The sequence below is a fragment of the Streptomyces sp. NPDC046985 genome, from assembly GCF_040644415.1.
GTDB lineage: Bacteria > Actinomycetota > Actinomycetes > Streptomycetales > Streptomycetaceae > Streptomyces.
On record NZ_JBEYWK010000010.1, the window covers coordinates 172,622 to 194,446 of the forward strand.

Genomic DNA, 21,825 nt, shown 5'->3' on the forward strand with positions numbered 1-21,825 from the left:
ATTCGGTAGGGTGAGGAAAGTCGAGTCCCGAGGCAGCAACAAGCTGGCCGAGGAGTGGGACGAGTTGGCCGCCGACCGTGATGCGATGATCAGCGAAGGCCGGGACCTCAGTTACCACCACATTCTTCTCCCCGCGCTCCACGGGTTGAGCGCATGCACTCTGGAGAAGACGGGTCGCATCCTCGATGTGGGATGCGGCACCGGAAAACTGGCGGCCGAACTGGCGGAACGATATCCGCAATGCGAGGTCGTGGCGATCGACCCGAGTTCACGAAGCATTGACATCGCGCGCTCGAAAGGCGGCCATTTCGAAGACGTGACGTTTCGCTGCGCCTCGATCGAGGGATACGCCGCCGACCTGGAAAACGCATCCTTCGATCTCGTCATCGCGAACATGCTGTTCCAGAACGTCGCCTCCATGCCCGACGCCCTGAAAGGATGCGTTGAGGTGATGAGGCCGGGCGCGGTACTCGTTTTCGCTGTGGCGCACCCCTGCTTCTGGCCGCGCTACTGGAAGTACGAGAAGGAACCATGGTTCCGGTACGACCGCGAGATCTGGATCGAAGCTCCGTTCCGCACCTCCCTTTCCCCGCACGAGACGTTGACCACCACGCACACCCATCGCCCCCTGAGCGCCTATCTCACCGCTTTCTCGCAGGCCGGACTCATCCTGGAGGAGTTGGTGGAGCCGTATCCGGATGAAGGCATCGAAGGCGAATACCCGATTGCCTGGGAGTTCCCCCGATTTCTGCTGGGACGCTACCGAAAGGCCTGTTAGCACACCTGTCAGCGTGTGAGCGAGGAGCCCCACATGTGGCAAGCACACGCCGCTGATGCCGGCGGCGAGCACATACCGATGCACCTGTCCCCTCACCGGCGGGCCGTGTGACTGAGTCGGAGCAGATTTCAGGTCGCGCCAGCGAACGGGCGGTCGAGACGGCATGGCATATTCACACGGAGCTGGGAAACTGGACTGCCAAGGCAGACGCCAAGGCGTCGTTCGCCCTCACCCTCGACTCGGCCGCCAGCGCTGGCGTCATCGCGCTCTCCAGCGACGACCATGTCTTCGCTCATCTGCACGGTTGGGGCGCCCGCTCCCTACTGTGGAGTGGAACCGCGCTCATCATCGTCTCCGGGCTCTTCGCCATGCTGGTCGTGATCCCGCGCATGCGGGCTCGCGCCATGGAGGCGGAAGCCGCCTCGAACTTCATCTACTTCGGCCACCTCATGCACCGACACACGGACGAGCTCGCGCGAACGCTCGAAGAGACCGACGTCCTTCCCGTCCTGAGCCGGCAACTCATCGTCATGAGCAAGATCGCCTGGGATAAGCACCGTCACGTCCAACTGTCCTTCGCCGCTTTCGGCGCAGGCGTCACGCTCGCCTTCCTCGCCTTCCTCGCCCGTTAAGCCGCGGACCTCCGTACAGCTCGACGAGCGACGGCCCATCCTGGCCCACAGCCGCCTGATCCAGTGCCGCATGAGGCAACGGGCAAACGAACGGCTCCCGACCGTCCACCCTGGTCAGGAGCCGTTCTCACTGTTCAGCGAGCGGAGGCGGTGGGATTTGAACCCACGGTGACATCGCTGCCACGACGGTTTTCAAGACCGTTCCCTTCGGCCGCTCGGGCACGCCTCCCCGCGCCGCCCTCGGTCGGTGGCGCGGGGACAAGACTAACGGGTCGGCAGGCGCGGGTGCGGGTCAGTCGTCGCCGAGGCGGGAGCCGAGGGTGACCTGGGTCGTGTGCTCCTGGCCGCCGCGCTTGTAGGTGATCGTGACCTTGTCGTCGGGCTTGTGGGTCCAGATCTCGCCGATGAGGGTCGGGCCGGAGTCGATCACCCGGTCGTCGAGCTTGGTGATGACGTCGCCGGGCTTGAGGCCCGCCTTGTCGGCCGGGCCGCCCCGCTCCACCGCGGCCGCGCCGCCCGCGCCCTGGTCGGTGATCTTGGCGCCGCTCGAGCCGTCCTCCAGCGAGACCGAGGCGCCGATCTTCGCGTAGACCGGCTTGCCCGTCTTGATGAGCTGCTGGGCGACGTACTTGGCCTGGTTGATCGGGATGGCGAAGCCCAGGCCGATCGAGCCGGACTGGCCGGCGCCGCCGAGGCCGCCGCTGCCGCCGCTGGTGGAGGACTGGATCGCGGAGTTGATGCCGATGACCGCACCGCGGGAGTCCAGGAGCGGGCCGCCGGAGTTGCCCGGGTTGATGGACGCGTCCGTCTGGAGGGCGCTCATGTAGGACGCCTTGCTGTCCCCGCTGCCGTCGCTGGAGGCGACCGGGCGGTTCTCGGCGCTGATGATGCCGGTCGTCACCGTGTTCGACAGGCCGAAGGGGGCGCCGATCGCGATCGTCTCATCGCCGACGGCCACCTTGTCGGAGTCGCCCAGCGCGAGCGGCTTGAGGTCCGAGGGGGCGTTCTTCAGTTTGACGACCGCGACGTCGTAGCCCTGCGCGTGGCCGACGACCTCGGCGTCGTACTTCCTGCCGTTGGGGAACGTGGCGGTGAGCTTGCCGCCGTTCACCGCGTCCGCCACCACGTGGTTGTTGGTGACGATGTGGCCCTGGGTGTCGAAGACGAAGCCGGTGCCGGTGCCGCCCTGGCCGTTGGCGCCCTCCGCCTCGATGGTGACGGTGCTCGGCAGCGCCTTGCCCGCCACGCCCGCGATCGAGTTCGGATCGCGCTTGATCTGCGCGGCGCCGCTGTCGGAGGCGGAGACGGTGGTGGACCCGTTGTCGTCGCCGCGGGCCAGCGTGTAGCCGATGCCCCCGCCCAGACCGCCCGCGACCAGCGCGGCCACCAGCACGGCGGCGACCAGCCCGCCGCGTCGGCCCCGGTGCTTCGGCTCGGGCTGCTGATAGGGGTACGGCGAGCCCCAGCCGCCGGTCCCGCCCGCGCCGCCCTGCGCGCCGCCGTGCATGTACGCCGGTGTAGCGGGGGCGGGCGGCGGCCACGAGCCGTCGACGGGCGAGCCGCTCTGCCCGACCGCCTGGGCCCCCTCATAGGGCGCCCCCTCGTAGGGCATCCCTTCGTAGGGCGCCCTCTCGTAGGCGGCGCCGGTCCCGCTCGCCGGCGTCGCGCCGTGCGGAGCGGCGCCGGGCATGTGCGGAGGCGCGCTGGGGGGAGGGGGAACGGCGCCGGCGCCCTGGCCCGCGTGCGGCTGCGGGGAGGCTGCGGGGTCCACCGGCACAGGAGGTGCGGACGGGGCCGGGGGTACCTCGGCGCCCTCGTTCTCGGTGCTCACAGCTCTTCTCCTCGATCCACGGCTGCTGTTGTCGGTCGCTCTCGGTCGCACTCGCCGAGCCCGCCGACGACCCGGCGTGCTCCACGTGCTCGATGTGCTCGATGTGCATCACGTGCACCACGTGCACCACGTGCTCCCGCTGTGCAGGTCACACGTGCGTCCATGTGTATGTCGTCAGCTTTTCCCACCGGGCGTCAGAGCACCATAAGCGGTCGCTGTGGGTCCGATCCCATTCCTTATATAGGGCATCTCCTGCGAAACGGACACTTTATCGACCTCCGTTCGCCGTCACGTCTACCCCGCGACGGTGGCACGATGACGCGGTGACCCACGCTCGCCGGCACCCCATCCAAGTCGTCGCCCACCGCGGAGCCTCCGAGGCCGCCCCGGAGCACACGCTGGCCGCCTACCGGAAGGCCATCGAGGACGGCGCCGACGCGCTTGAGTGCGACGTACGCCTCACCGCGGACGGCCACCTCGTCTGCGTGCACGACCGCCGGGTCAACCGTACGTCGAACGGGCGCGGCGCCGTCTCCGCCCTGGAGCTGGCCGACCTCGCCGCCCTCGACTTCGGCTCGGTGCGCGCCCGCGCGGCCTGGCGCGGCCGGGACGAGGAGCCCGACTGGGAGGTGCGGCCGGAGGACCCCGAGGAGACCTCGGTGCTCACCCTGGAACGGCTGCTGGAACTGGTCGCCGACGCCGGGCGGCGGGTCGAGCTGGCCGTCGAGACCAAGCACCCGACCCGGTGGGCGGGGCAGGTAGAGGAGCGGCTGCTGGCCCTGCTGAAACGGTTCGGCCTGGACGCCCCCGCCTCGGCCGCCGAGTCCCCGGTGCGTGTGATGAGCTTCTCGGCGCGGTCGCTGCACCGGGTGCGGGCCGTCTCGCCGACCTTGCCGACGGTCTACCTGATGCAGTTCGTCTCGCCCCGGCTGCGCGACGGGCGGCTGCCGGCGGGGGTGGGGATCGCGGGCCCCTCGATCCGGATCGTCCGCACCCACCCCGGCTACGTCGAGCGGCTGAAGCAGGTGGGACGCCAGGTGCACGTGTGGACCGTGAACGAGCCCGAGGACGTGGACCTCTGCGTCGAGCTGGGCGTGGACGCCCTCATCACCAACCGGCCGAGCGCCGTCCTGCGGCAGCTCGGCCGCTGATCGGACGCGGTTCCGTCACGGGGCTTGACCTGGGAGGTTCGGCTGAAGCATTGTCCAGGTCCCGGTTTCGGCCATACCGCAGAAATCCGGCCACACCCCGACGTGTGACGACGTGGGACGACAGGGAGTGCTCCGGCGCGCTCGGCGCGTGTGCGAAGCGTGTTCGGTCGTCGCGCGTGCGTCACCGGACGCGGAACGGCCGGTTTCCGCTTCCGGCCGCTGGGGCATCCACACCGTGGCGTGGGGCGAAGGAGGTCTCGGGGGTGGCGTTGGTGGTGGCACAGGAGGTGCCCGCGTCGTCGAGCATGGCCGTACCCCACGGCCCTGCGGGCGTGAGGGAAGCCCGGCACCGGATGCGCGATCAGTTGCGCGGCGGCGGCGTGCCGGAATCGATCGTCGACGACGCCGTGCTGATCCTCTCCGAACTGCTGGGCAACGCGTGCACGCACGGGCGGCCCCTGGGCGGTGCGGCCGTCGGCGACGGCGACGTACGGGCCGCCTGGCGCGTGGACGCGGACGGCCGGCTGGTGGTCGAGGTCACCGATGGCGGCGGTCCGACCCGGCCCGCCCCGGCCACTCCCTCGGTGACGGCGCACGGCGGTCGCGGGCTGAACATCGTCACCGCGCTCTGCGCCGACTGGGGCGTACGGGACGACGTGCACGGCGAGGTCACCGTGTGGGTGATCGTCCATGACGACGCGCGGGACCCGGACGCCGGGCGCCGCCGCGACGACTTCGCTACGCGCGTCACCGCCCCCTCGGTGTCGGCGATGGCCGAGCTGAGCTTCGCGGATGCTGTGGAGGAGCTGGACTGACGGTTGGGGGCGGCGTCTGGGCGCGGGGCGGGCAGTGTCTGGGTGCGTGGAGCGGGCCAGCGTCTGAGCGCGTGGAGCACGAGGGGCGGGCGCGGCGTCTAGGCACGGGGGGCACGCGGCGTCTGGGCGCGCGGGGCACAAGGGGCGGGCACGGCGTCTGGGCGCGAGAGGCATGCGGCGTCTGAGCGCGTAGGGCACAAGGGGCGGGCACGGCGTCTGGGCGCGCGGGACGCACGGCATCCGGGCGCGCGGGGCGCCGGCTCCGTCGCCCCGCCGCCGCCCCTTTTCCTCGCCCCGTGCGCAGCTCCCCTTCGGGGACGGCGCGAACGGCTAGGCTCGCGCCCGTACGAGACGAGCCGTAACCGGGAGACACCCAGATGGCCAAGAAGCGACCCCAGACGAAGGCCGAGCGCCCGCAGCTCACGGACGGGGAGATCCCGGTCGTCGGCGCCCGCGAGCCGTGCCCGTGCGGCAGCGGCCGGCGCTACAAGGCCTGCCACGGCCGAGCCGCCGCGCACGCCGCGACCGAGCTGGTGCAGCGGCCGTTCGAAGGGCTGTCCGGCGAGTGCGACTGGGTGGCGCTGCGCGAGCTGGTGCCCGCCGCCACGGCCCCGTTGACGCTCCGCGAGGGGCTGCCCGAGGGCGTCCCGTCGGTCAGCCTGGCCACGGTGCTCCCGATGGCCTGGCCCGCGCTGCGCCGCGAGGACGGCTCGGTGCTGATCGGCTTGCAGAACGACACCGCCTCCGGCGACATCAGCCGCGATCTCGCCGACACCCTCCAGCGCGCCCTGGAGGCCGAGCCGGGCACGCCCGTGCAGGGCCGCCGCGCCCCTGCCGAGGGCCCGCGACTGCAGGACCTGCTCGTCGCCGACGCCCCGTTCGAGCCGGTGGTGCACACGGGCTTCGAGTTCTGGGTCCCGGACGCGGAGAACGCCGCCCCGGAGGTCTCCGCGTCCCTGGAGCGCGCCAACGCGGCGGCCATCCCGACGGTGCGCCTGCACAGCGTCGAGGCCGCGTACTGGTGCGAGACGCCGGAGAAGAACCACCTGCGCTGGGTCATGCCGCACCCGGAGGAGGCACTGCTGGACGCCCTGGCGCGACTGCACGCGGCGGGCCGTTCGGACCTCGGCGAGGGCACCCGCCTGGTCGGCTCGTTCCGCGCGCACGGCCTCACGGTTCCCGTGTGGGACCTGCCCAGCGGGATGGGCGCCGAGGACATGGAGAAGCCGGCCGCCGAGTTCGCCGAGCGGCTGGCCGCCGCGCTGGCCGCGGACGCGTCGCTGACTCCCGAAGAGCGCCGGGCCCGTGGCGGCCTGACCAACCGGCAGGTCACGCTGAGCTGACGCTTCCGGGCCGCCGCCCCGCGGGCTGCCGCACCGCCCGCCGCGTGCGGTCGGCGCCGGTTCCGGAACAGGTGACCGCTGTCACAACTCCCGTCGCGTACGGGCCAGTCGGTGACCGGAAACGCAACCTGCGGGGTGACTGGAAAGCCAGGATCGAATTTGCGAACCGGCGATCTCTTGTTACCGTTCCAGTAGCCCGGTTGCTGGTGCATCCCCCGTCGCCAGCAACCGGGTCTTTTCATGCCCGCCGCCGCTCACCGAACGCGGTCGGACGGCAACTGCCCTCTTCCGAAGAAAAGTTGCTTGCCGCGCGCACTGGGTCCGCACGGTGCGGTCGCCGGGGGCCGCGCGAAGTCCGCCCGCCTGTCCCGTGTCCCGCGCGAGCCGCCGCGTCCGCATCGCCCTGGTCGCCCACCCGCCCCGCGGAAGCCGCCGCGTTCGCATCGGCCCGGTCGCCCCCGCCTCGCGGAAGCCGCCGCGTTCGCATCGCCCCGGTCGCCCACCCGCCCCGCGGGACCCGCCGTGCCCGCGGAACGGCGACCGCCCGCCCGTCCCGCTGGGGCGACGGCGAGCGGCAGGGCGACGGCGCGCGACCCCTACAACTCGGGCGCGCTCACACCCGTGTGCGTGAGGGCGTCGACCACGGCGTCCACCACCGCCTCGACGTCGGGCGCCCAGGGCGAGGCGGAGCCCGGCAGCGGGGCGCGCTGCCAGCGGATCCGCCCGGCGCCGGTGCCGGAGGGCGGCAGGGCAAGGTAGCCGCCCTCGCCGTGGAAGCGGAGCGAACCGGGCACGAAGTCCTTGGCGTGCAGCAGTTCGCCGAGCTGCTCCAGGGAGTACGGCTTGACGAGGATCGCCCAGCGCGCGGGCGAGGCGACGACCGGGCCGAGCCGCATCCCGGCGCGGTCGAGGGCGCGGACGGCGCGGGCGGCGGGGAGCGCCGGCAGGCTCACCGCGCAGGGCGCCCGGCCGCCGGTGGCCAGGACGACGGGCGCGGTCGGCCGGTTGGTCCACCACCAGCGCACCATCCGGGCGTCCGTGGTGGCCGCGAGGAGACCGGGTTCGAACGGGTGTGCTCCGGGCACCGTGCACGCGGGGTCGGAACAGCCGCAGCGGCCCGGCCGCCGCGCGTCCGGGGCCACGCCCGGCAGGACCGGCCACCCCCACCGGGCCGCGTAGGTCAGGGCCGCGCCGATCGGCTCGGACGTCCCGTCACCGCGCCCGGGGGTCGGCCTGCGTCGCCTTCCGGGGATCTCGCGCATGAGCGCTCGTTCCTTTCCGTTGCACCGCTGGCAACACCGTGGGCCACATCACACCATGGGTCGATCGCTGCACTTCGCCGTGCTGTGCGTACCTGTTGGCGCATCACGCCCCTGCCGCGAGCACGGGGCGCCTCTCCGGGCCGAGCATGGGCCGCCGTCGCGGCAGCCCGTCCACGCGTCTCACCAGAGCACGGGCATGGCGTGGGGTGGCGGAGCGTGGCGCTTTGCCGCCGCGCGTTCTGCTCTCCGCCGCCGTCACGCGAGGATGGGGCACGGTCGTCGGTGGCTAAGACGTCCGGGTCCGGCACCAGGTTCCGGGCGGCCCCCACCACCCCTGGCCTTCTCCGAGTACGTACCCATCACGACCGCTGTGACGCTCTGTCGAGCGCACCCAGTCGACCGCAGCGGACCTTCACCCGAGGCAGTTTCAAGCCAACTTCGTTACCGCGCAAGGGGTGTGAAGAGAGATCCCCGGAGACGCACGGACACCAGGAATCCCAGCAGGACAATACTGGACATCACCGCACGAGTGTGTGTACATGTGGAGACACTGCCGGCGGCGCAGAGGACATGGGGGTTCGCGATGCTTTTGAGCGGTACGCACCGGCCGGAGAGCCGGACGCCATGAACGCTCCCCACGCTTCGAAAGTGTCCGAAATCAATTCAACGGTTCCCGCTCCCGCACACACTGCCCCGCCCGCCTCCCCGGCCCCGGAGACCCCCGCCGACCCGCGTCCCGCACAGGCCCCGCACACGCTCCCCGCACCCGCCGGGCCGCACCGCCCGCCCGGCGCCCTCCTCCAGGACCGGCTCGCGGGCTGGGTCTGCGGCCTGACCGCCCTGCACGAGCTGACCGAGCGGCTGGCCAGGACCGACGAAGTCGACGACGCCCTGCGGGAACTGCTGCGCGCAGGCGCGGTCCTGGTGGGCGCACGGCGCGGCCTCGCCGTGCTGGAGCCCGAGGACGGCCTGGGCCCCGACACCACCGTCGGCCTGGGCCTGTCCCGCGCCGACCTCGGCTGCCTCGAGACCGTGCCGCGCGACGCGATGCCCCACGCCCCGCTCCTGGACGCCGCGGCCGGACCGCCCGGCGGCGACCGCGAGGCAGTGCGCCCCGACCTGTTCGCCGAGCCGGGCCTCGACCCGCGCCACCGCGAGGTCGCCGCCCGCCTCGGCTACGCCGCTAGCTACGCGCTGCCCCTGTCCGCCGAGGGCGCCGGTCGCCTCGGCGCCGCCCTGTGGCTCTACGACGAGCCCGCCGAACCCTCCGCGCGCCAACGCCGCCTCGCCGGCCTGTACGTCCGCTGCGCCGCCGAGCACCTGGGGCGGCTCCTGGAGCGTCACCGTACGCGCGCGTGCATGACGACGTTGTACGAGGAGCTGCTCCCCTCCCGGCTGCCCCGCGTCCCCGGCGTCCAGCTCGCCGCCCGGCGCCGCACCGGCCCGCGCGGCGGCGGCGACTGGTACGACGCGCTGCCGCTGCCCGACGCCGCGCTCGGCCTCGCCGTCGGCTCGGTCACCGGCGCCGGGCCCGGCGCGGTCGCCGCGGCGGGCCGGCTGCGCGCCTCGCTGCGGGCGTACGCGGTCATGGAGGGCGAGGATCCGGTGGCCGTGCTGTCCGACCTCGAACTGCTGCTGCGCCTGACCGAGCCCGCCCGCCGCGCCACCGCCCTGTTCGCCTACTGCGAGCCCGCGCTGCGCCGGGTCACCGTGGCCGGCGCCGGGCACAGCCCGCCGCTGCTGGTCGGCGAGCGGCGCACGGAGTTCGTGGAGACCTCCCTCTCCGCGCCGCTGGGCATGCTCGCCTGCTGGGAGGCCCCCAGCGTGGAGTTCCAGGCGGCCGCGGGCGAGACGGTGCTGCTCTACACCGACGGGCTGCTGCACCGCACCGGGGACCCCGCCGACCGCGCCTTCGCCCGGCTGCACGCGGCGGCCGCCGGCGTCCCGCGCGCGCTGCGCGGCGATCCGGGCGCGGTCGCCGACCACGTGCTGCGCACCGTGCTGCCGGACGGCCTGGACGCCTCCGGGGGCGTGGAGGACGTGGCGCTGCTGGCGGTGCGCTTCGAGTAGCGGGGCAGGGGGAGGGTCCGCAGCGGGCTGAGGGTCCGCAGCGGGCTGCGGATGACCCGCGCGTGGCCCGTGCGTGGTCCGTGCGTGGTCCGTGCAGAGCCCGCGTGCCGTTCGGGGGAGCGCACGCCAGTGCTGATGGGGGTCCTGTGGGGCTCCTGTGGGGCTCCTGTGGGCCCCTCCCCTCGGACGGCGGGGCCGACGGCTGGGGCGGACCGCTTCGGACAGCGCCCCCTGATGCACCCCTCCGCCCGGCCGGGGCGCGGCCGGGCGCTCGTCGGAGCCCTGGGCCATCGGGTCTGTCGGCCCGCCAGCCCGGAGTCCGTGCGGCGGGGGTCCGTCCATTGGGCTGGGGTCCGTTGGCCCAGGGTCCCGTGGGGCCGGGGGTCCGGGGGGGCCGGGGTCCGTAGGGCCCGGGTCCGTGGAACTCCCGGGATCCGTCAACGCCCTCCCGGGCCCCGGACCCCGAAGCCCCCGGGCCGCTCGCTCCCCGGGCTCCTGGGTCCCCCCGGTCCGTTCCCGCAGCTCCCGCGGTTCCCGTGTGGACGGGACGCCCCGCCGGTGACGGGCGCCGCCGCCCCGGGCCCCCTGCGGCGCGACCGTACGATGGGGAGTGGTTCAGTGCCGTACCGAGGAGGAAGACCGTGGCAGAGGAACTCCCGGCCGTATCGGATTCCGCTGCTGTCGCAGCGGGCCCGGAGGCCGAGCCCGAGGAGCCGATCAAGCAGCGCAAGAACGGCCTTTATCCGGGCGTGTCCGACGAGCTCGCCGAGAACATGACGTCCGGCTGGGCCGACACCGAGCTGCGCGACCTGAAGCCGGTCGAGCAGGCGGAGCACACCGCCCGCCGCCGCGCCGAGCTGTCCGCGCGCTTCCCCGGCGAGCGCCTGGTGATCCCCGCGGGCCGTCTGAAGGTCCGCTCGAACGACACCGAGTACCCCTACCGCGCGTCGGTCGAGTACGCCTACCTCACCGGCGACCAGACCGAGGACGGCGTCCTGGTACTGGAGCCCGTCGCGGACGGCCACCGGGCGACGATCCACCTGCTGCCGCGATCGGACCGGGAGAACGGCGAGTTCTGGCTCTCCGGGCAGGGCGAGCTGTGGGTCGGGCGCCGCCACTCCCTGGCCGAGGCCGGGCAGCGGTACGGCATCCCGGCCGCCGACGTGCGCGAGCTGCCGGAGCGGCTGCGCGAGGCCGCCGGGCCGGTCCGGGTGGTGCGCGGCCACGACGCGGAGGTCGAGGCGGCGCTGACCGACAAGGTCACCGCCGAGCGCGACGAGGAGCTGCGCGTCTTCCTCTCCGAGGCCCGTCTGGTCAAGGACGACTTCGAGGTCGGCGAGCTGCAGAAGGCCGTGGACTCCACGGTGCGCGGCTTCGAGGACGTGGTGAAGGTCCTCGACCGGGCCGAGGCGACCAGCGAGCGCTACGTCGAGGGTACCTTCTTCCTCCGCGCCCGCGTCGAGGGCAACGACGTCGGCTACGGCACCATCGCCGCCGCCGGACCGCACGCCTGCACGCTGCACTGGGTGCGCAACGACGGCCCGGTCCGCTCCGGCGACCTGCTCCTGCTGGACGCGGGCGTGGAGACGCACAGCCTCTACACCGCCGACGTCACGCGCACGCTGCCGGTGAACGGCACGTACAGCGAGATCCAGAAGAAGGTCTACGACGCCGTGTACGAGTCCCAGGAGGCCGGCCTCGCGGCCGTGCGGCCCGGCGCCAAGTACCGCGACTTCCACGACGCCGCCCAGCGGGTGCTGGCCGAGAAGCTCGTCGAGTGGGGCCTGGTCGAGGGTCCGGTGGAGCGGGTCCTGGAGCTGGGCCTCCAGCGCCGCTGGACGCTGCACGGCACCGGCCACATGCTCGGCATGGACGTCCACGACTGCGCCGCCGCGCGCACCGAGACTTACGTGGACGGCACGCTGGAGCCGGGCATGGTCCTCACCGTCGAGCCGGGCCTGTACTTCCAGGCCGACGACCTGACGGTCCCGGAGGAGTACCGGGGGATCGGCGTCCGCATCGAGGACGACGTGCTGGTCACCGAGGACGGCAACCGGAACCTCTCGGCCGCCCTGCCGCGCCGCTCCGACGAGGTCGAGGCGTGGATGGCGTCGCTGAAGAGCTGACACGTCACTGCGCGACGGCCGGGTTCCCTCGGGCGCCCGGCCGTTGCGCATGCCAGGAGGGGTCGCGCGCGGGGGGCGCGCGGGCCGCTCGCACGGAGGGCTCGCGCACGCGGGGCGCCTAGTCTCCGGCGCGGACTTCGTCAAGGGTTCCCGCGGTGGGCTCGTCCACCGCGGGGGGCGTTTCCCCGGCCGCGCGCCTGCCGCTCGGGGTCGTTCGGCGGGCTCGCGCACGCAGGGGCGCCTCGCACATTTGGGGCGCCTCCCACCGCGCCGACCTGGCGGGCTCGCGCACGCGGGTGCCTCCCGTCCCTTGGGCTTCAGGCACTGCTCGGCGGCACGGCCAGCTCGCGCACGCGGGTGCCTCCCCGCGCCCATTCCGGGGTCCCGCCGGGCCGAGGCGCCGGCTACACCGCCATCAGCGGCGGATCCTTGCGCCACTTGAGGACCTTGTCGAAGCTCACCACGGCGCCGCCGCGGTCCGGTGTGTTGCCGATGTGCACATGATCGGCGAGCTCCCGGATCAGGCACAGCCCCCGGCCGTGCTCGGCGTCGGCGGCCGCGGGGCGGACCGGCGCCCGCCAGGCGGCGCCGGTGAAGCCGGGGCCGGTGTCCGTGACCTCGATGCGGCACGTCTCCCCGTCGAGGTAGGCGGTGACGCAGTAGGCCTCGCAGTCGGCGTTCTCGAAGGTGTCGGCGTCGTGGGAGTCGCCGAAGTGTCCTGAGTCCTCGGCGTGTTCAGCGCGCCCGGCGGTCCGGGCGGCCCGTGGGCCGTCGGCGTAGCCGCCGTGCTCGACCGCGTTCGCGCACGCCTCGCTCAGCGCGACGGACAGGTCGTAGGAGATCTCGGGGTCGACTCCCGCGGTCTCCATCGCGCCGAGGAGCAGCCGTCGGGCGAGCGGCACGCTCGCGGCGTCGCGCCGCAGATGGAGTGACCACCAGATGCTCATGCTCCAGCCTCCCGGCCGCGGCTCGACATACCGTTACGTATTGCCCCGCGTGCCCGCGCGTAAGCACAGCGTGGTCGTCTCGTCGCTCGATCGGCGGATGTGGCCGGGGCGCGACTCGTGTAGGCCGGGGATCATCCGTCACGGAAGGTGACCTTCCGGGCGTACCGCATCTTGCGGACCTGGCGTACGGGGCGCGCGGGGCCAGTGCGATGATGAGCCCGCCATGTCTGCCCCCCGCTCGCGCACGGCACGCGCCGGTCGCGACCTCCGGATCCTGCGGGCCGCGGTGTTCGCCGCGGTCTGCGTCGTGCTGGCCGCCGCCGGTCACACGCTGGCCTCCTGCGCCACGGCGCCGCTGTGGACGCTGGCCGCGGGATTCCTCGGCACCCTCGCCGTCGTGGCGCCGCTCGCCGGGCGGGCGCGCTCGCTGCCGGGGATCGCGGCGCCGCTCGCGGTCGGGCAGATCGCGCTGCACACGCTGTTCGGCCTGGGGCAGCACGGCGCGGCGGGCATGGGGGCGAGCGGACCGACGTCCCTGGCGTCGTCCACGACGGCCACCGACGCCGGGCTCGTCGAGCGCGCCGCCCGGTTCATGTGCGGCGTGGGCAGCTCGTCGATCACCCCCGCCCAGGCGCACCAGATCCTCACCGAGGCGCACCTCTCCTCCGGCGCCCAGGCGCCCGGCGGCGCGCCGCACCACCCGGCGGACGCCCTGACCGCAGCCGGTTCGGCGTCCTCCCTGCTGCCGTCCACGCCCATGCTGCTGGGCCATCTGCTGGCCGCGCTCGTCGCGGGCTGGCTGCTGCGCCGGGGCGACCTGGCCCTGCTGCGGCTGATCGAGCTGTCGGCGCACGGCGTCGCCGAGGGCGCGCTCGTCCGCGCCCTGCGCGCGGCCCTCGCCCTGGTGCGCGCGCTGCGCGCCGGACTGCCCGCGGCGCCCGCGACCGGCCCGCGCCGCTCCCGGGCCGCCGAGCGCGCGCCCCTCGCGCCCCGCACCGTCGTCCTCCAGCACACGGTGACCCGCCGCGGGCCGCCGACCGCGGTCCTCGCCCTCGCCGCCTGACACGACGCGCCCAGCGCCCACCGGACCGCCCGCTACGGGTTCCGCCGAAGGGAGCCGCCGCCGTCGTGCGGCGTCCGCGCGCGCGGGCCGCCCGGCCGCACCGCAGCCGCTCCCGCGCACGCGCCTCCCTCTCAGCACCGGATCCGTCTCAGCGCCGGATCCGTCCGGCCCGTCCAGCGCCTGGTCACACCGGCGCTGTGCGGACACACCCGAAGTGGAGTGCTCTGTCATGAAGACCCTCAGCGCCCTCAAGCGCGCCGGCCACGGCACGTCGCGTCTCGCCGCCGTCGGCGCCCTCGCCGGGACCGCCGTCCTCGCCGTGTCCGTCCCCGCCTTCGCGCACGTCACCGTGCAGCCGGAGGGACCGGCCGCCAAGGGCGGCTACACCGTCGTCGACTTCAAGGTCCCCAACGAGCGCGACAACGCCGCCACCACCAAGGTCGAGGTGAACTTCCCCGCCGACCACCCGCTGGCCTCGGTGATGCCGCAGCCGATCGACGGCTGGAAGATCGACGTCACCAAGGCCAAGCTGGCCAAGCCGCTCGAGCTGGAGGGCGAGAAGATCTCCGAGGCCGTCACCAAGGTCACCTGGACCGCCGACGGCGACGGCATCAAGCCCGGCTTCTTCCAGAAGTTCCCGGTCTCCCTCGGCCAGCTTCCCCAAGACGCCGACCAGCTCGTCTTCAAGGCGCTCCAGACGTACTCCGACAAGGACGTCGTCCGCTGGATCGAGGTGCCGCAGAAGGGACAGGCCGAACCGGAGAACCCGGCCCCGGTGCTCCCGCTGGTCGCGGCCTCGGACGGCGACTCCGACGGCGCCTCCGCCCAGGGCGCCAGCACCGCGCCCGCCGCGCAGAGTGCCGCCGCTTCGAAGAGCGGCAGCGACACCACCGCCCGCGTCCTCGGCGTCGTGGGCATCGTCCTCGGCGCCGCGGGCGTGGCGTACGGCGTGTTCGCCGGCCGCCGACGTACCGCCGCCTGACCGTTTCGCCGTAGCTCGACCGCGCCGCGCCGGGGCCGTACGCCCTCACGGGACGACCCCGGCGCGTGCCGGAGCCCTTCACCTCTGGGACTTTCTCTATGCGTAAGAAGACGTTCGCCGCGGCGGCCCTGCTCGCCGCGGCCACGCTGACCCTGACCGGCTGCGGCAGCGGCGACCAGGGCGACAAGGCCGCCACCGTCGTCTCCGGGCAGACCGCGCAGCGGGCCGCCACCGTTCTCGACCAGCCGTTCGACAAGCCTGAGCTGGTGCTCACCGACACCCACGGCAGGAAGTTCGACCTCCGCAAGGAGACCGCGGGGCGGCCCACCCTCGTCTACTTCGGCTACACCCACTGCCCCGACGTCTGCCCGCTGACCATGAACAACCTCGCGGTCGCCAAGAAGAGCCTGCCGCGCGTCGAGCAGGACGAGCTGCGGGTGGTGTTCGTGAGCACCGACCCCGCCCGCGACACCCCCGCCGAACTGGGCTCGTGGCTCAAGGGCATCGACCCCCAGTTCATCGGCCTGACCGGCGACTTCGCCGCCGTGCAGGCGGGCGCCCGCAGCCTCGGCATCACCGTCGAGCCGACGCGGAAGGACAAGAACGGCAAGCTCGTCTCGGTGCACGGCACCCAGGTGATGGCCTTCTCGCCGAAGACCGACCGGGGCTACGTCCTCTACGGCGAGGACGCCACCGTCGACGACTACACCAAGGACCTCCCCAAGATCGTCCAGGGGGCGAACCCGTGACCCGCCGCACCTCTCTCCCGCTGAGGGCGACGGCCCTGACCGGGACCCTGCTCACCGGCACGGCCCTGCTGACCGGCTGCGGCGCCTCCGGATCCGGCGCGCACTCCGGCGCGTCGCTGGCCGTCGTCTCCTCCTACATGCCACAGCCGGTCTCAGCCACGATGGCCGCGGGCTTCCTCACCGTCGTCAACAAGGGCGGCGCCCAGGACGAACTGACCTCGGTCAGCAGCGACGCCGCCGACGCCGTCACCATGCACGAGACCGCCGACGGCGCGATGCGCGAGGCAGGCCGCCTCGCCGTCCCCGCACACGGTCGGCTCGTCTTCCGAAGCGGCGGCGACCACCTGATGTTCGACCGCCTGAAGCACCGCCCCGAACAGGGGCAGACCGTCACCGTCGACCTGCACTTCGCCCGGTCCGGCGACCTCCGGATCGAGATGCCGGTGAAGTCAGCCACGTACAACCCGGCGACCGGGCACTGAGGGAGGGACCACCGTGACGCAGACCACCGCCCCCCGCATCCGCACGCTGGCGCTGCTGCTGCTGGCCGTCGCCAGCATGCTCCTGGCCGGCGCGGGACCCGCCGCCGCGCACGCGGCGCTGACCGGCAGCGACCCGCAGCAGGGGGTGGTGGTCGACAAGGCCCCCACCCAGGTCTCGCTGACGTTCTCCGAACAGGTCGCCATGAACGACGGCTCCCTGCGCGTCCTGGACCCCAAGGGCGCACGCGTCGACACCGGCGCGCCGACGCACGTCGACGGCACCACCTACGCGATCCGGCTGCGCACCGGGCTGGCGAACGGCACCTACACCGTCGCCTACCAGGTCGTCTCCGCCGACAGCCATCCGGTCGGCGGCGCCTACACCTTCTCGGTGGGCGCCCCCTCCAAGACCTCGGTCGCGCTCAGCGGCCAGGAGGTGGGCGGCGGGATCGTCGGCTGGCTGTACGGGCTGGGACGCTACGTGTCCTACGCCGGGTTCATGGTGCTGGCCGGCGGCGCCGCCTTCGTCCTGGCCTGCTGGCAGCGCGGCGCCGGTGTCCGGCCGCTCCAGCGGCTCGTGGTCTCCGGCTGGGTCGCGCTCACCGCGGCCACCCTCGCCCTGCTGCTCCTGCGCGGCGCCTACACCACCTCCGGGAAGGCCGCGGACGTCTTCGACCTGGAGCTGCTGGGGCAGGTGCTCCAGACCAAGGCCGGGGCGGCGCTCGTCTCCCGGCTGCTGCTGCTCGCCGCCGCGGCGCTGTTCGTCGCGGTGCTCTTCGGCGCGTACGCGAAGCCGCCCGGAGGCGGGGAGCGCGCCGGGATCGCGGAGGGCGCGTGGGACGCGGAGGGCGCTGAGGGTTCGGCGGGTGCCGAGGGCTCGGAGGACTCCGGGGACGCGGAGGGTTCGACGGGAGCCGAAGGCGCGTCGGGCTCGGCGAGTGCCGAAGGCGCGGCGAGTGCCGAAGGCGCGGCGAGTGCCGAAGGCGCGGCGAGTGCCGAAGGCGCGGCGGGTGCCGAAGGCTCGACGGGTCCCGAGGGCTCGGATGAGGCCGGGGGTCCGGAGAGGGCCAGGGGCTTCGCCGAGGGCGGCGGTGAGGAGAACGACGGCGGGTCCGGCGAGGGTGCCGCGGAGGAGAGCGACGGCGGATCAAGCGAGGACGACGCGGAGAGCGAGGAGAAGCGGGACCTGACCTTCGGGCTCGCGATCGGCGGGACCGTGGTCGCCGCCGGACTCGCGGCGAGCTGGGCGATGGCCGAGCACGCCTCCGTCGGCCTTCAGCCCGGCATCGCGATGCCGGTCGACGTCGTGCACCTGATGGCCGCGGCCGGCTGGCTCGGCGGCCTCGCCGCCCTCCTGGTCGCGCTGTACCGGGCCCCCGCAGACACTCCGGTCCCCGCCTCGGCCGTACGACGGTTCTCCGTCCTCGCCTTCGGCTGCGTGACCGCCCTCGCCGCCACCGGCGTCTACCAGTCCTGGCGCCAGCTCGGCTCCTGGACCGCGTTCACCGGCACGGGATACGGACGCCTGCTCCTGGTCAAGATCGCCCTCGTGGCGCTGCTGGTCGGGACGGGCTGGTTCTCCCGGCGCTGGACGCGGCGGCTGGCCACGGCGGCGCAGGGCGATGCGGGGACGCCAGCCCAGGCGCCCGCGCCCGTACCCGCACTCGCGCCCACCGAGGGCACCCGGGCCGAGGGCGCCCCGGCCGATGACATGCGAGCCGATGGCACCCGGCCCCATGGCATCCCTGCCGAGAGTGCCGCCCGGCTCGCGAAGACCCGGCCCGGGGAGGCGGCCGTCGCCCGGACCCCGGCCGCGACCTCTCCCGCCGCGACCTCTCCCGCCGCGGAGTCGCAGGCCGCGCCCTCTCCAGCGCCGAAGACGGCCGCGCCGACCGCGACCGTACGCCGGAGCGCGGCCGCCGAACCGGGCGCGGACGGGAGCGATGCCCGGCGGGCCGCGCAGCTCGCCCGGCAGCAGGCCGCCGTGCACACCGCCCGGCAGCGGCGGCTGCGCGACGCCGATCCGCACCGCTACGGGCTGCGGCGCTCCGTGCTGGCGGAGGCGGGCATCGCCGTCGTCCTGCTCGCCGTCACCACGGTCCTGACGCAGACCGAGCCAGGCCGCACCGAGGAGGAGGCCAGGGCGGCGACCGGCGCGGCGACCTCCTCGTCCTCGTCGTCCGCCCTCCCCTCCTCCGGCGCCGTCACCCTCGACATGCCGTACGACACCGGCGGCCAGAACGGCAAGGGCGTCGTACGCCTCGACATCGACCCCGCACGCGTGGGCGGCAACGAGCTGCACCTCTACGTGCAGCGCCCCGACGGCACGGCGTACGACATCCCCGAGGTCAAGGTCGAGTTCACCCTGGCCGCGAAGAAGATCGGGCCGCTGCCGGTGGCCCCCGACCACATCACCACCGGACACTGGGCGGCGAGCGGAGTGCAGATCCCGCTGGCGGGCGACTGGAAGATCGCCGTGACCGTGCGCACCTCCGACATCGACCAGGTGACCGTCGCCAAGAACGCGCAGATCGGCTGAGCCCGCCATGACCGACCAGTCCCCCTCGAAGACCGCCGTCGGCCGGCTCCCCCGACAGCCCGCCACCCGGCCCGGGTCCCCGGACGGCTCTCCGGACGCCCCTTCCCGTACCGGTGTCTCGCGTCGGCGGCTGCTCGGCACGGCAGGCGCGACCGGGCTCGTTCTCGGCGCGGCGGGCGGCGCCGCGGGATACGCGGCGGCGCCCGCCGGGGCCGCGCCGCTGACCTCGCTGGGCGCCGACCGGGCGATGTTTCACGGGAAACATCAGCCCGGCATCACCGACGCGCTACAGGCCCACGGCCATCTCGTCGCCTTCGACCTGGCCGCCGGCGCCGGGCGCACGGAGGCGGCCGCGCTGCTACGCCGCTGGTCGGCGACGGCGGCACGGCTGATGGCAGGCGAGCCGTCCCCGCATGACGACACCGGCGTCGCCCAGGACGCGGGCCCCTCCTCGCTGACCGTGACCTTCGGCTTCGGCCACGGTTTCTTCGACCGGACCGGCCTCCAGAAGCAGCGGCCGTCCGCCCTCGATCCCCTGCCGGCCTTCTCCTCCGACCGGCTCGACAAGGCCCGCAGCGGAGGCGACCTGTGGGTCCAGATCGGCGCCGATGACGCCTTGGTCGCCTTTCACGCCCTGCGCGCGATCCAGAAGGACGCGGGCGGCGCCGCCCGGCTGCGCTGGCAGATGAACGGCTTCAACCGCTCCCCGGGCGCCACCGCCCGCCCCCTGACGACCCGCAACCTGATGGGCCAGGTCGACGGCACCCGCAACCCCAAGCCGTCCGACGACGACTTCGACCAGCGCGTCTTCGTCCTCGATCACGGTGAACCGGCGTGGATGGCCGGCGGCTCCTATGTCGTCGTCCGCCGCATCCGGATGCTCCTGGACGACTGGGAGAAGCTGGCGCGCGCCCAGCAGGAGAGCGTCATCGGGCGCCACAAGTCCGACGGGGCGCCGCTCAGCGGGGGCGCCGAGACGACCCCGATGGACCTGGAGAAGACCGGCGCGGACGGCTCGTACGTCGTCCCGGTCAACGCCCACGCCCGTATCACCCGTCCCGACCAGAACGGCGGCGCCGCCATGCTCCGCCGGCCTTTCTCCTTCCACGACGGCTACGGCGCCGACGGCGCCCCGGACGCCGGTCTGCTGTTCGTCTGCTGGCAGGCGGATCCGCTGCGCGGCTTCGTGCCCGTCCAGCGCAAGCTGGACCGCGGCGACGCGCTGTCGCCGTTCATCCGGCACGAGGCAAGCGGGCTGTTCGCGGCGCCGGGCGGCGCGGCGAAGGGCGAGTACGTGGGCCAGCGGCTGCTGGAGAGCTGACCGGCGCCGGGCCGGTCTCCTACGCGGGGGATGGCGCCGGGCCGGTTCCCGCGCGGAAGCTGACGCCGGGCCGGTTGCCGCGCGGAAGCTGACGCCAGGCCGGTTGCCGCGCAGAAGCTGACGCCAGGCCGGTTCCACGCGCGAGGGCCGGTGCGGGGCCGTTTCCCGCGCGGGAGCTGGCGCCGGGCCGGTTGCCGCGCAGGAATTGGCGCCGGGCCGGTCCCCGCGCGGGAGACCGTCGTAACAACCGTGCAGCAGGCCGCCGGAACACCTATGCAGAAGGCCGCCGACCGCCCCTCGGCCCGGAGACCATCGGCCTCGCGCGCCCGGGACGGGCGTCGCGGCTCGCACGGCTGACGCGGGCGGCGGCCATTAGGGTGAGGTCATGCCAGCGAGCTACGCGTATCTCGGCCCCGAGGGCACCTTCACCGAAGTCGCTCTGCGCACGCTTCCCGAGGCCGCCACCCGGGAATTGGTCCCCTACGTGTCCGTGCAGTCCGCGCTGGACGCGGTCCGCACCGGCGAGGCCGAGGCGGCGTTCGTGCCGATCGAGAACTCCGTCGAGGGCGGCATCACCACCACGCTCGACGAGCTGGTCGCGGGCGAGCCGCTGACGATCTACCGCGAGGTGCTGCTGTCGATCACCTTCGCGCTGCTGGCCAGGCCCGGCACCGCGCTGTCGGACGTCAAGACGGTCACCGCCCACCCGGCCGCCCAGCCACAGGTGCGCAACTGGCTGCGGGCCAACCTGCCGGACGCCCTGTGGGAGTCGGCCGCCTCCAACGCGGACGGCGCCCGGCTGGTCCAGGAGGGCCGCTACGACGCCGCCTTCGCCGGTGAGTTCGCCGCGGCCCGCTACGGACTGGCGCCGCTGGAGCGGGGCATCCACGACGCGGAGAACGCGCAGACCCGGTTCGTGCTGGTCGGCAGGCCCGCCCGGCCCGCCGCCCCGAGCGGCGCGGACAAGACCTCGGTGGTGCTCTGGCAGCGCGACGACCATCCCGGAGGGCTGCGCGACCTGCTCGGCGAGTTCGCCAGCCGCGGCATCAACCTGATGCTGCTCCAGTCCCGGCCGACCGGCGCCGGGATCGGGAACTACTGCTTCTGCGTCGACGCCGAGGGGCACATCAGCGACCGGCGGATGGCCGAGGCCCTGATGGGGCTCAAGCGGATCTGCCTCCAGGTGCGTTTCCTCGGCTCCTATCCGCGGGCGGACGTCGGCGTCGCCGATCTCCGGCCCCTGTTCGCCGGGACCTCGGACGAGGAGTTCATGGCGGCGGCGGACTGGGTGGCGCGCTGCCAGGACGGTCGTTTCTAGGCAGACCAGATCGGTGGCGACCGGTCTTATCTGCGGACCTTCGTTATCCACAGAAGTTATCCACAGGCAGCGCGATCGACCTGGGGACAAGTCGACACCAGCGGGCGTCCGGTCGACAAATCGGTCGCCGCCCCTTCCGCCGCACCCTCCTCCCGTAGGTCACCCTTCGCCCGTCTGTTTCCCTTGGTTCATCTTTTGGGACGACCCTTTTCCACCCGAAAGTGGATGTCAGGCAGGTTTGAACGGGGAATTATCCTGCCCCTCGACGCTTCCGGAGTGATCAATTCCAAAATCCACAGTTCTTACACACAGCCTGTGGATAACTCACCCGGAGGTGTGGATTCCTGTGGACGACCGTCGATCAGGCACCGCTCCAAGTCCCCTGCACCGCAAGGGAATCCGGTCAACCGGCCGTC

17 protein-coding genes and 1 tRNA gene are annotated in these 21,825 nt (G+C 73.5%); 14 read left to right on the top strand and 4 right to left on the bottom strand.

Annotated elements, in window-relative coordinates; genetic code table 11:
* Window positions 1-10 precede the first annotated feature (10 nt).
* Window positions 11-778: a class I SAM-dependent methyltransferase gene (locus tag ABZ861_RS15620; protein WP_361629705.1), complete on the top strand. Its 768-nt coding sequence runs from the start codon at window positions 11-13 to the stop codon at window positions 776-778.
* 107 nt (window positions 779-885) lie between these two features.
* The gene (locus ABZ861_RS15625; protein WP_361629708.1) at window positions 886-1,410 is read left to right on the top strand and encodes a Pycsar system effector family protein; all 525 of its coding nucleotides are present in this window, start codon (window positions 886-888) and stop codon (window positions 1,408-1,410) included.
* Window positions 1,411-1,552: 142 nt separating this feature from the next.
* Here ABZ861_RS15625 and ABZ861_RS15630 read toward each other — a convergent pair.
* Window positions 1,553-1,639: transfer RNA gene (locus tag ABZ861_RS15630), tRNA-Ser, on the bottom strand.
* Window positions 1,640-1,702: 63 nt separating this feature from the next.
* Window positions 1,703-3,241, bottom strand: a complete 1,539-nt coding sequence (locus ABZ861_RS15635) for a trypsin-like peptidase domain-containing protein (protein ID WP_361629711.1) — start codon at window positions 3,239-3,241, stop codon at window positions 1,703-1,705.
* 323 nt (window positions 3,242-3,564) lie between these two features.
* On the opposite strand from ABZ861_RS15635, the gene ABZ861_RS15640 reads away from it, so the two are divergent.
* The 3 genes from ABZ861_RS15640 (at window position 3,565) to ABZ861_RS15650 (ending at window position 6,550) form a co-directional block, all read left to right on the top strand.
* The gene (locus ABZ861_RS15640; protein WP_361629714.1) at window positions 3,565-4,392 is read left to right on the top strand and encodes a glycerophosphodiester phosphodiesterase; all 828 of its coding nucleotides are present in this window, start codon (window positions 3,565-3,567) and stop codon (window positions 4,390-4,392) included.
* 263 nt (window positions 4,393-4,655) lie between these two features.
* The gene (locus tag ABZ861_RS15645) at window positions 4,656-5,207 is read left to right on the top strand and encodes an ATP-binding protein (RefSeq protein WP_361629717.1); all 552 of its coding nucleotides are present in this window, start codon (window positions 4,656-4,658) and stop codon (window positions 5,205-5,207) included.
* 377 nt (window positions 5,208-5,584) lie between these two features.
* Window positions 5,585-6,550, top strand: coding sequence for a DUF5926 family protein (locus tag ABZ861_RS15650; RefSeq protein ID WP_361629720.1), 966 nt, complete (start codon window positions 5,585-5,587; stop codon window positions 6,548-6,550).
* A 596-nt stretch (window positions 6,551-7,146) separates the two neighbouring features.
* Here ABZ861_RS15650 and ABZ861_RS15655 read toward each other — a convergent pair.
* Window positions 7,147-7,812, bottom strand: coding sequence for a bifunctional DNA primase/polymerase (locus ABZ861_RS15655; protein ID WP_361629723.1), 666 nt, complete (start codon window positions 7,810-7,812; stop codon window positions 7,147-7,149).
* Between the two features lie 624 nt (window positions 7,813-8,436).
* On the opposite strand from ABZ861_RS15655, the gene ABZ861_RS15660 reads away from it, so the two are divergent.
* Both ABZ861_RS15660 and ABZ861_RS15665 read left to right on the top strand, forming a co-directional pair.
* Complete coding sequence (locus ABZ861_RS15660; protein WP_361629726.1) at window positions 8,437-9,882, top strand: PP2C family protein-serine/threonine phosphatase; 1,446 nt, start codon at window positions 8,437-8,439, stop codon at window positions 9,880-9,882.
* 641 nt (window positions 9,883-10,523) lie between these two features.
* Window positions 10,524-12,008, top strand: coding sequence for an aminopeptidase P family protein (locus ABZ861_RS15665; RefSeq protein WP_361629729.1), 1,485 nt, complete (start codon window positions 10,524-10,526; stop codon window positions 12,006-12,008).
* Window positions 12,009-12,412: 404 nt separating this feature from the next.
* Here the strand turns inward: ABZ861_RS15665 and ABZ861_RS15670 are convergent, their stop codons facing one another.
* Window positions 12,413-12,955 carry an ATP-binding protein gene (locus tag ABZ861_RS15670; protein WP_361629732.1) on the bottom strand — a complete coding sequence of 181 codons (543 nt, stop codon included), beginning with the start codon at window positions 12,953-12,955 and terminating at the stop codon, window positions 12,413-12,415.
* A gap of 223 nt (window positions 12,956-13,178) precedes the next feature.
* Between ABZ861_RS15670 and ABZ861_RS15675 the strand changes: the two genes are divergently transcribed.
* The 7 genes from ABZ861_RS15675 (at window position 13,179) to pheA (ending at window position 21,409) form a co-directional block, all read left to right on the top strand.
* Window positions 13,179-14,018 (top strand): hypothetical protein, encoded by an 840-nt coding sequence (locus ABZ861_RS15675; RefSeq protein ID WP_361629735.1) that lies wholly within the window; start codon window positions 13,179-13,181, stop codon window positions 14,016-14,018.
* A gap of 229 nt (window positions 14,019-14,247) precedes the next feature.
* A complete protein-coding gene (locus ABZ861_RS15680; protein ID WP_361629738.1) occupies window positions 14,248-15,000 on the top strand; it encodes a YcnI family protein in 753 nt (250 codons plus the stop codon).
* Between the two features lie 98 nt (window positions 15,001-15,098).
* Window positions 15,099-15,749: an SCO family protein gene (locus ABZ861_RS15685; RefSeq protein ID WP_361629741.1), complete on the top strand. Its 651-nt coding sequence runs from the start codon at window positions 15,099-15,101 to the stop codon at window positions 15,747-15,749.
* Window positions 15,750-15,814: 65 nt separating this feature from the next.
* Window positions 15,815-16,231: a copper chaperone PCu(A)C gene (locus tag ABZ861_RS15690; protein ID WP_361629945.1), complete on the top strand. Its 417-nt coding sequence runs from the start codon at window positions 15,815-15,817 to the stop codon at window positions 16,229-16,231.
* Window positions 16,232-16,244: 13 nt separating this feature from the next.
* Window positions 16,245-18,770, top strand: a complete 2,526-nt coding sequence (locus ABZ861_RS15695) for a copper resistance protein CopC (RefSeq protein WP_361629744.1) — start codon at window positions 16,245-16,247, stop codon at window positions 18,768-18,770.
* A gap of 7 nt (window positions 18,771-18,777) precedes the next feature.
* Complete coding sequence (gene efeB / locus ABZ861_RS15700; RefSeq protein ID WP_361629747.1) at window positions 18,778-20,091, top strand: iron uptake transporter deferrochelatase/peroxidase subunit; 1,314 nt, start codon at window positions 18,778-18,780, stop codon at window positions 20,089-20,091.
* A gap of 385 nt (window positions 20,092-20,476) precedes the next feature.
* Entirely contained in the window at window positions 20,477-21,409 is a 933-nt protein-coding gene (gene pheA / locus ABZ861_RS15705; protein WP_361629750.1) for a prephenate dehydratase, read from the top strand.
* The last annotated feature ends 416 nt before the right edge of the window (window positions 21,410-21,825 follow it).

Excerpts from the sequence above, each read along its gene's own strand:
- ABZ861_RS15670 (WP_361629732.1), bottom strand. The coding sequence starts at position 12,955 with ATGAGCATCTGGTGGTCACTCCATCTGCGGCGCGACGCCGCGAGCGTG.
- efeB (WP_361629747.1), top strand. The coding sequence starts at position 18,778 with ATGACCGACCAGTCCCCCTCGAAGACCGCCGTCGGCCGGCTCCCCCGA.
- ABZ861_RS15680 (WP_361629738.1), top strand. The coding sequence starts at position 14,248 with ATGAAGACCCTCAGCGCCCTCAAGCGCGCCGGCCACGGCACGTCGCGT.
- ABZ861_RS15675 (WP_361629735.1), top strand. The coding sequence starts at position 13,179 with ATGTCTGCCCCCCGCTCGCGCACGGCACGCGCCGGTCGCGACCTCCGG.
- ABZ861_RS15650 (WP_361629720.1), top strand. The coding sequence starts at position 5,585 with ATGGCCAAGAAGCGACCCCAGACGAAGGCCGAGCGCCCGCAGCTCACG.
- pheA (WP_361629750.1), top strand. The coding sequence starts at position 20,477 with ATGCCAGCGAGCTACGCGTATCTCGGCCCCGAGGGCACCTTCACCGAA.
- ABZ861_RS15655 (WP_361629723.1), bottom strand. The coding sequence starts at position 7,812 with ATGCGCGAGATCCCCGGAAGGCGACGCAGGCCGACCCCCGGGCGCGGT.
- ABZ861_RS15685 (WP_361629741.1), top strand. The coding sequence starts at position 15,099 with ATGCGTAAGAAGACGTTCGCCGCGGCGGCCCTGCTCGCCGCGGCCACG.
- ABZ861_RS15660 (WP_361629726.1), top strand. The coding sequence starts at position 8,437 with ATGAACGCTCCCCACGCTTCGAAAGTGTCCGAAATCAATTCAACGGTT.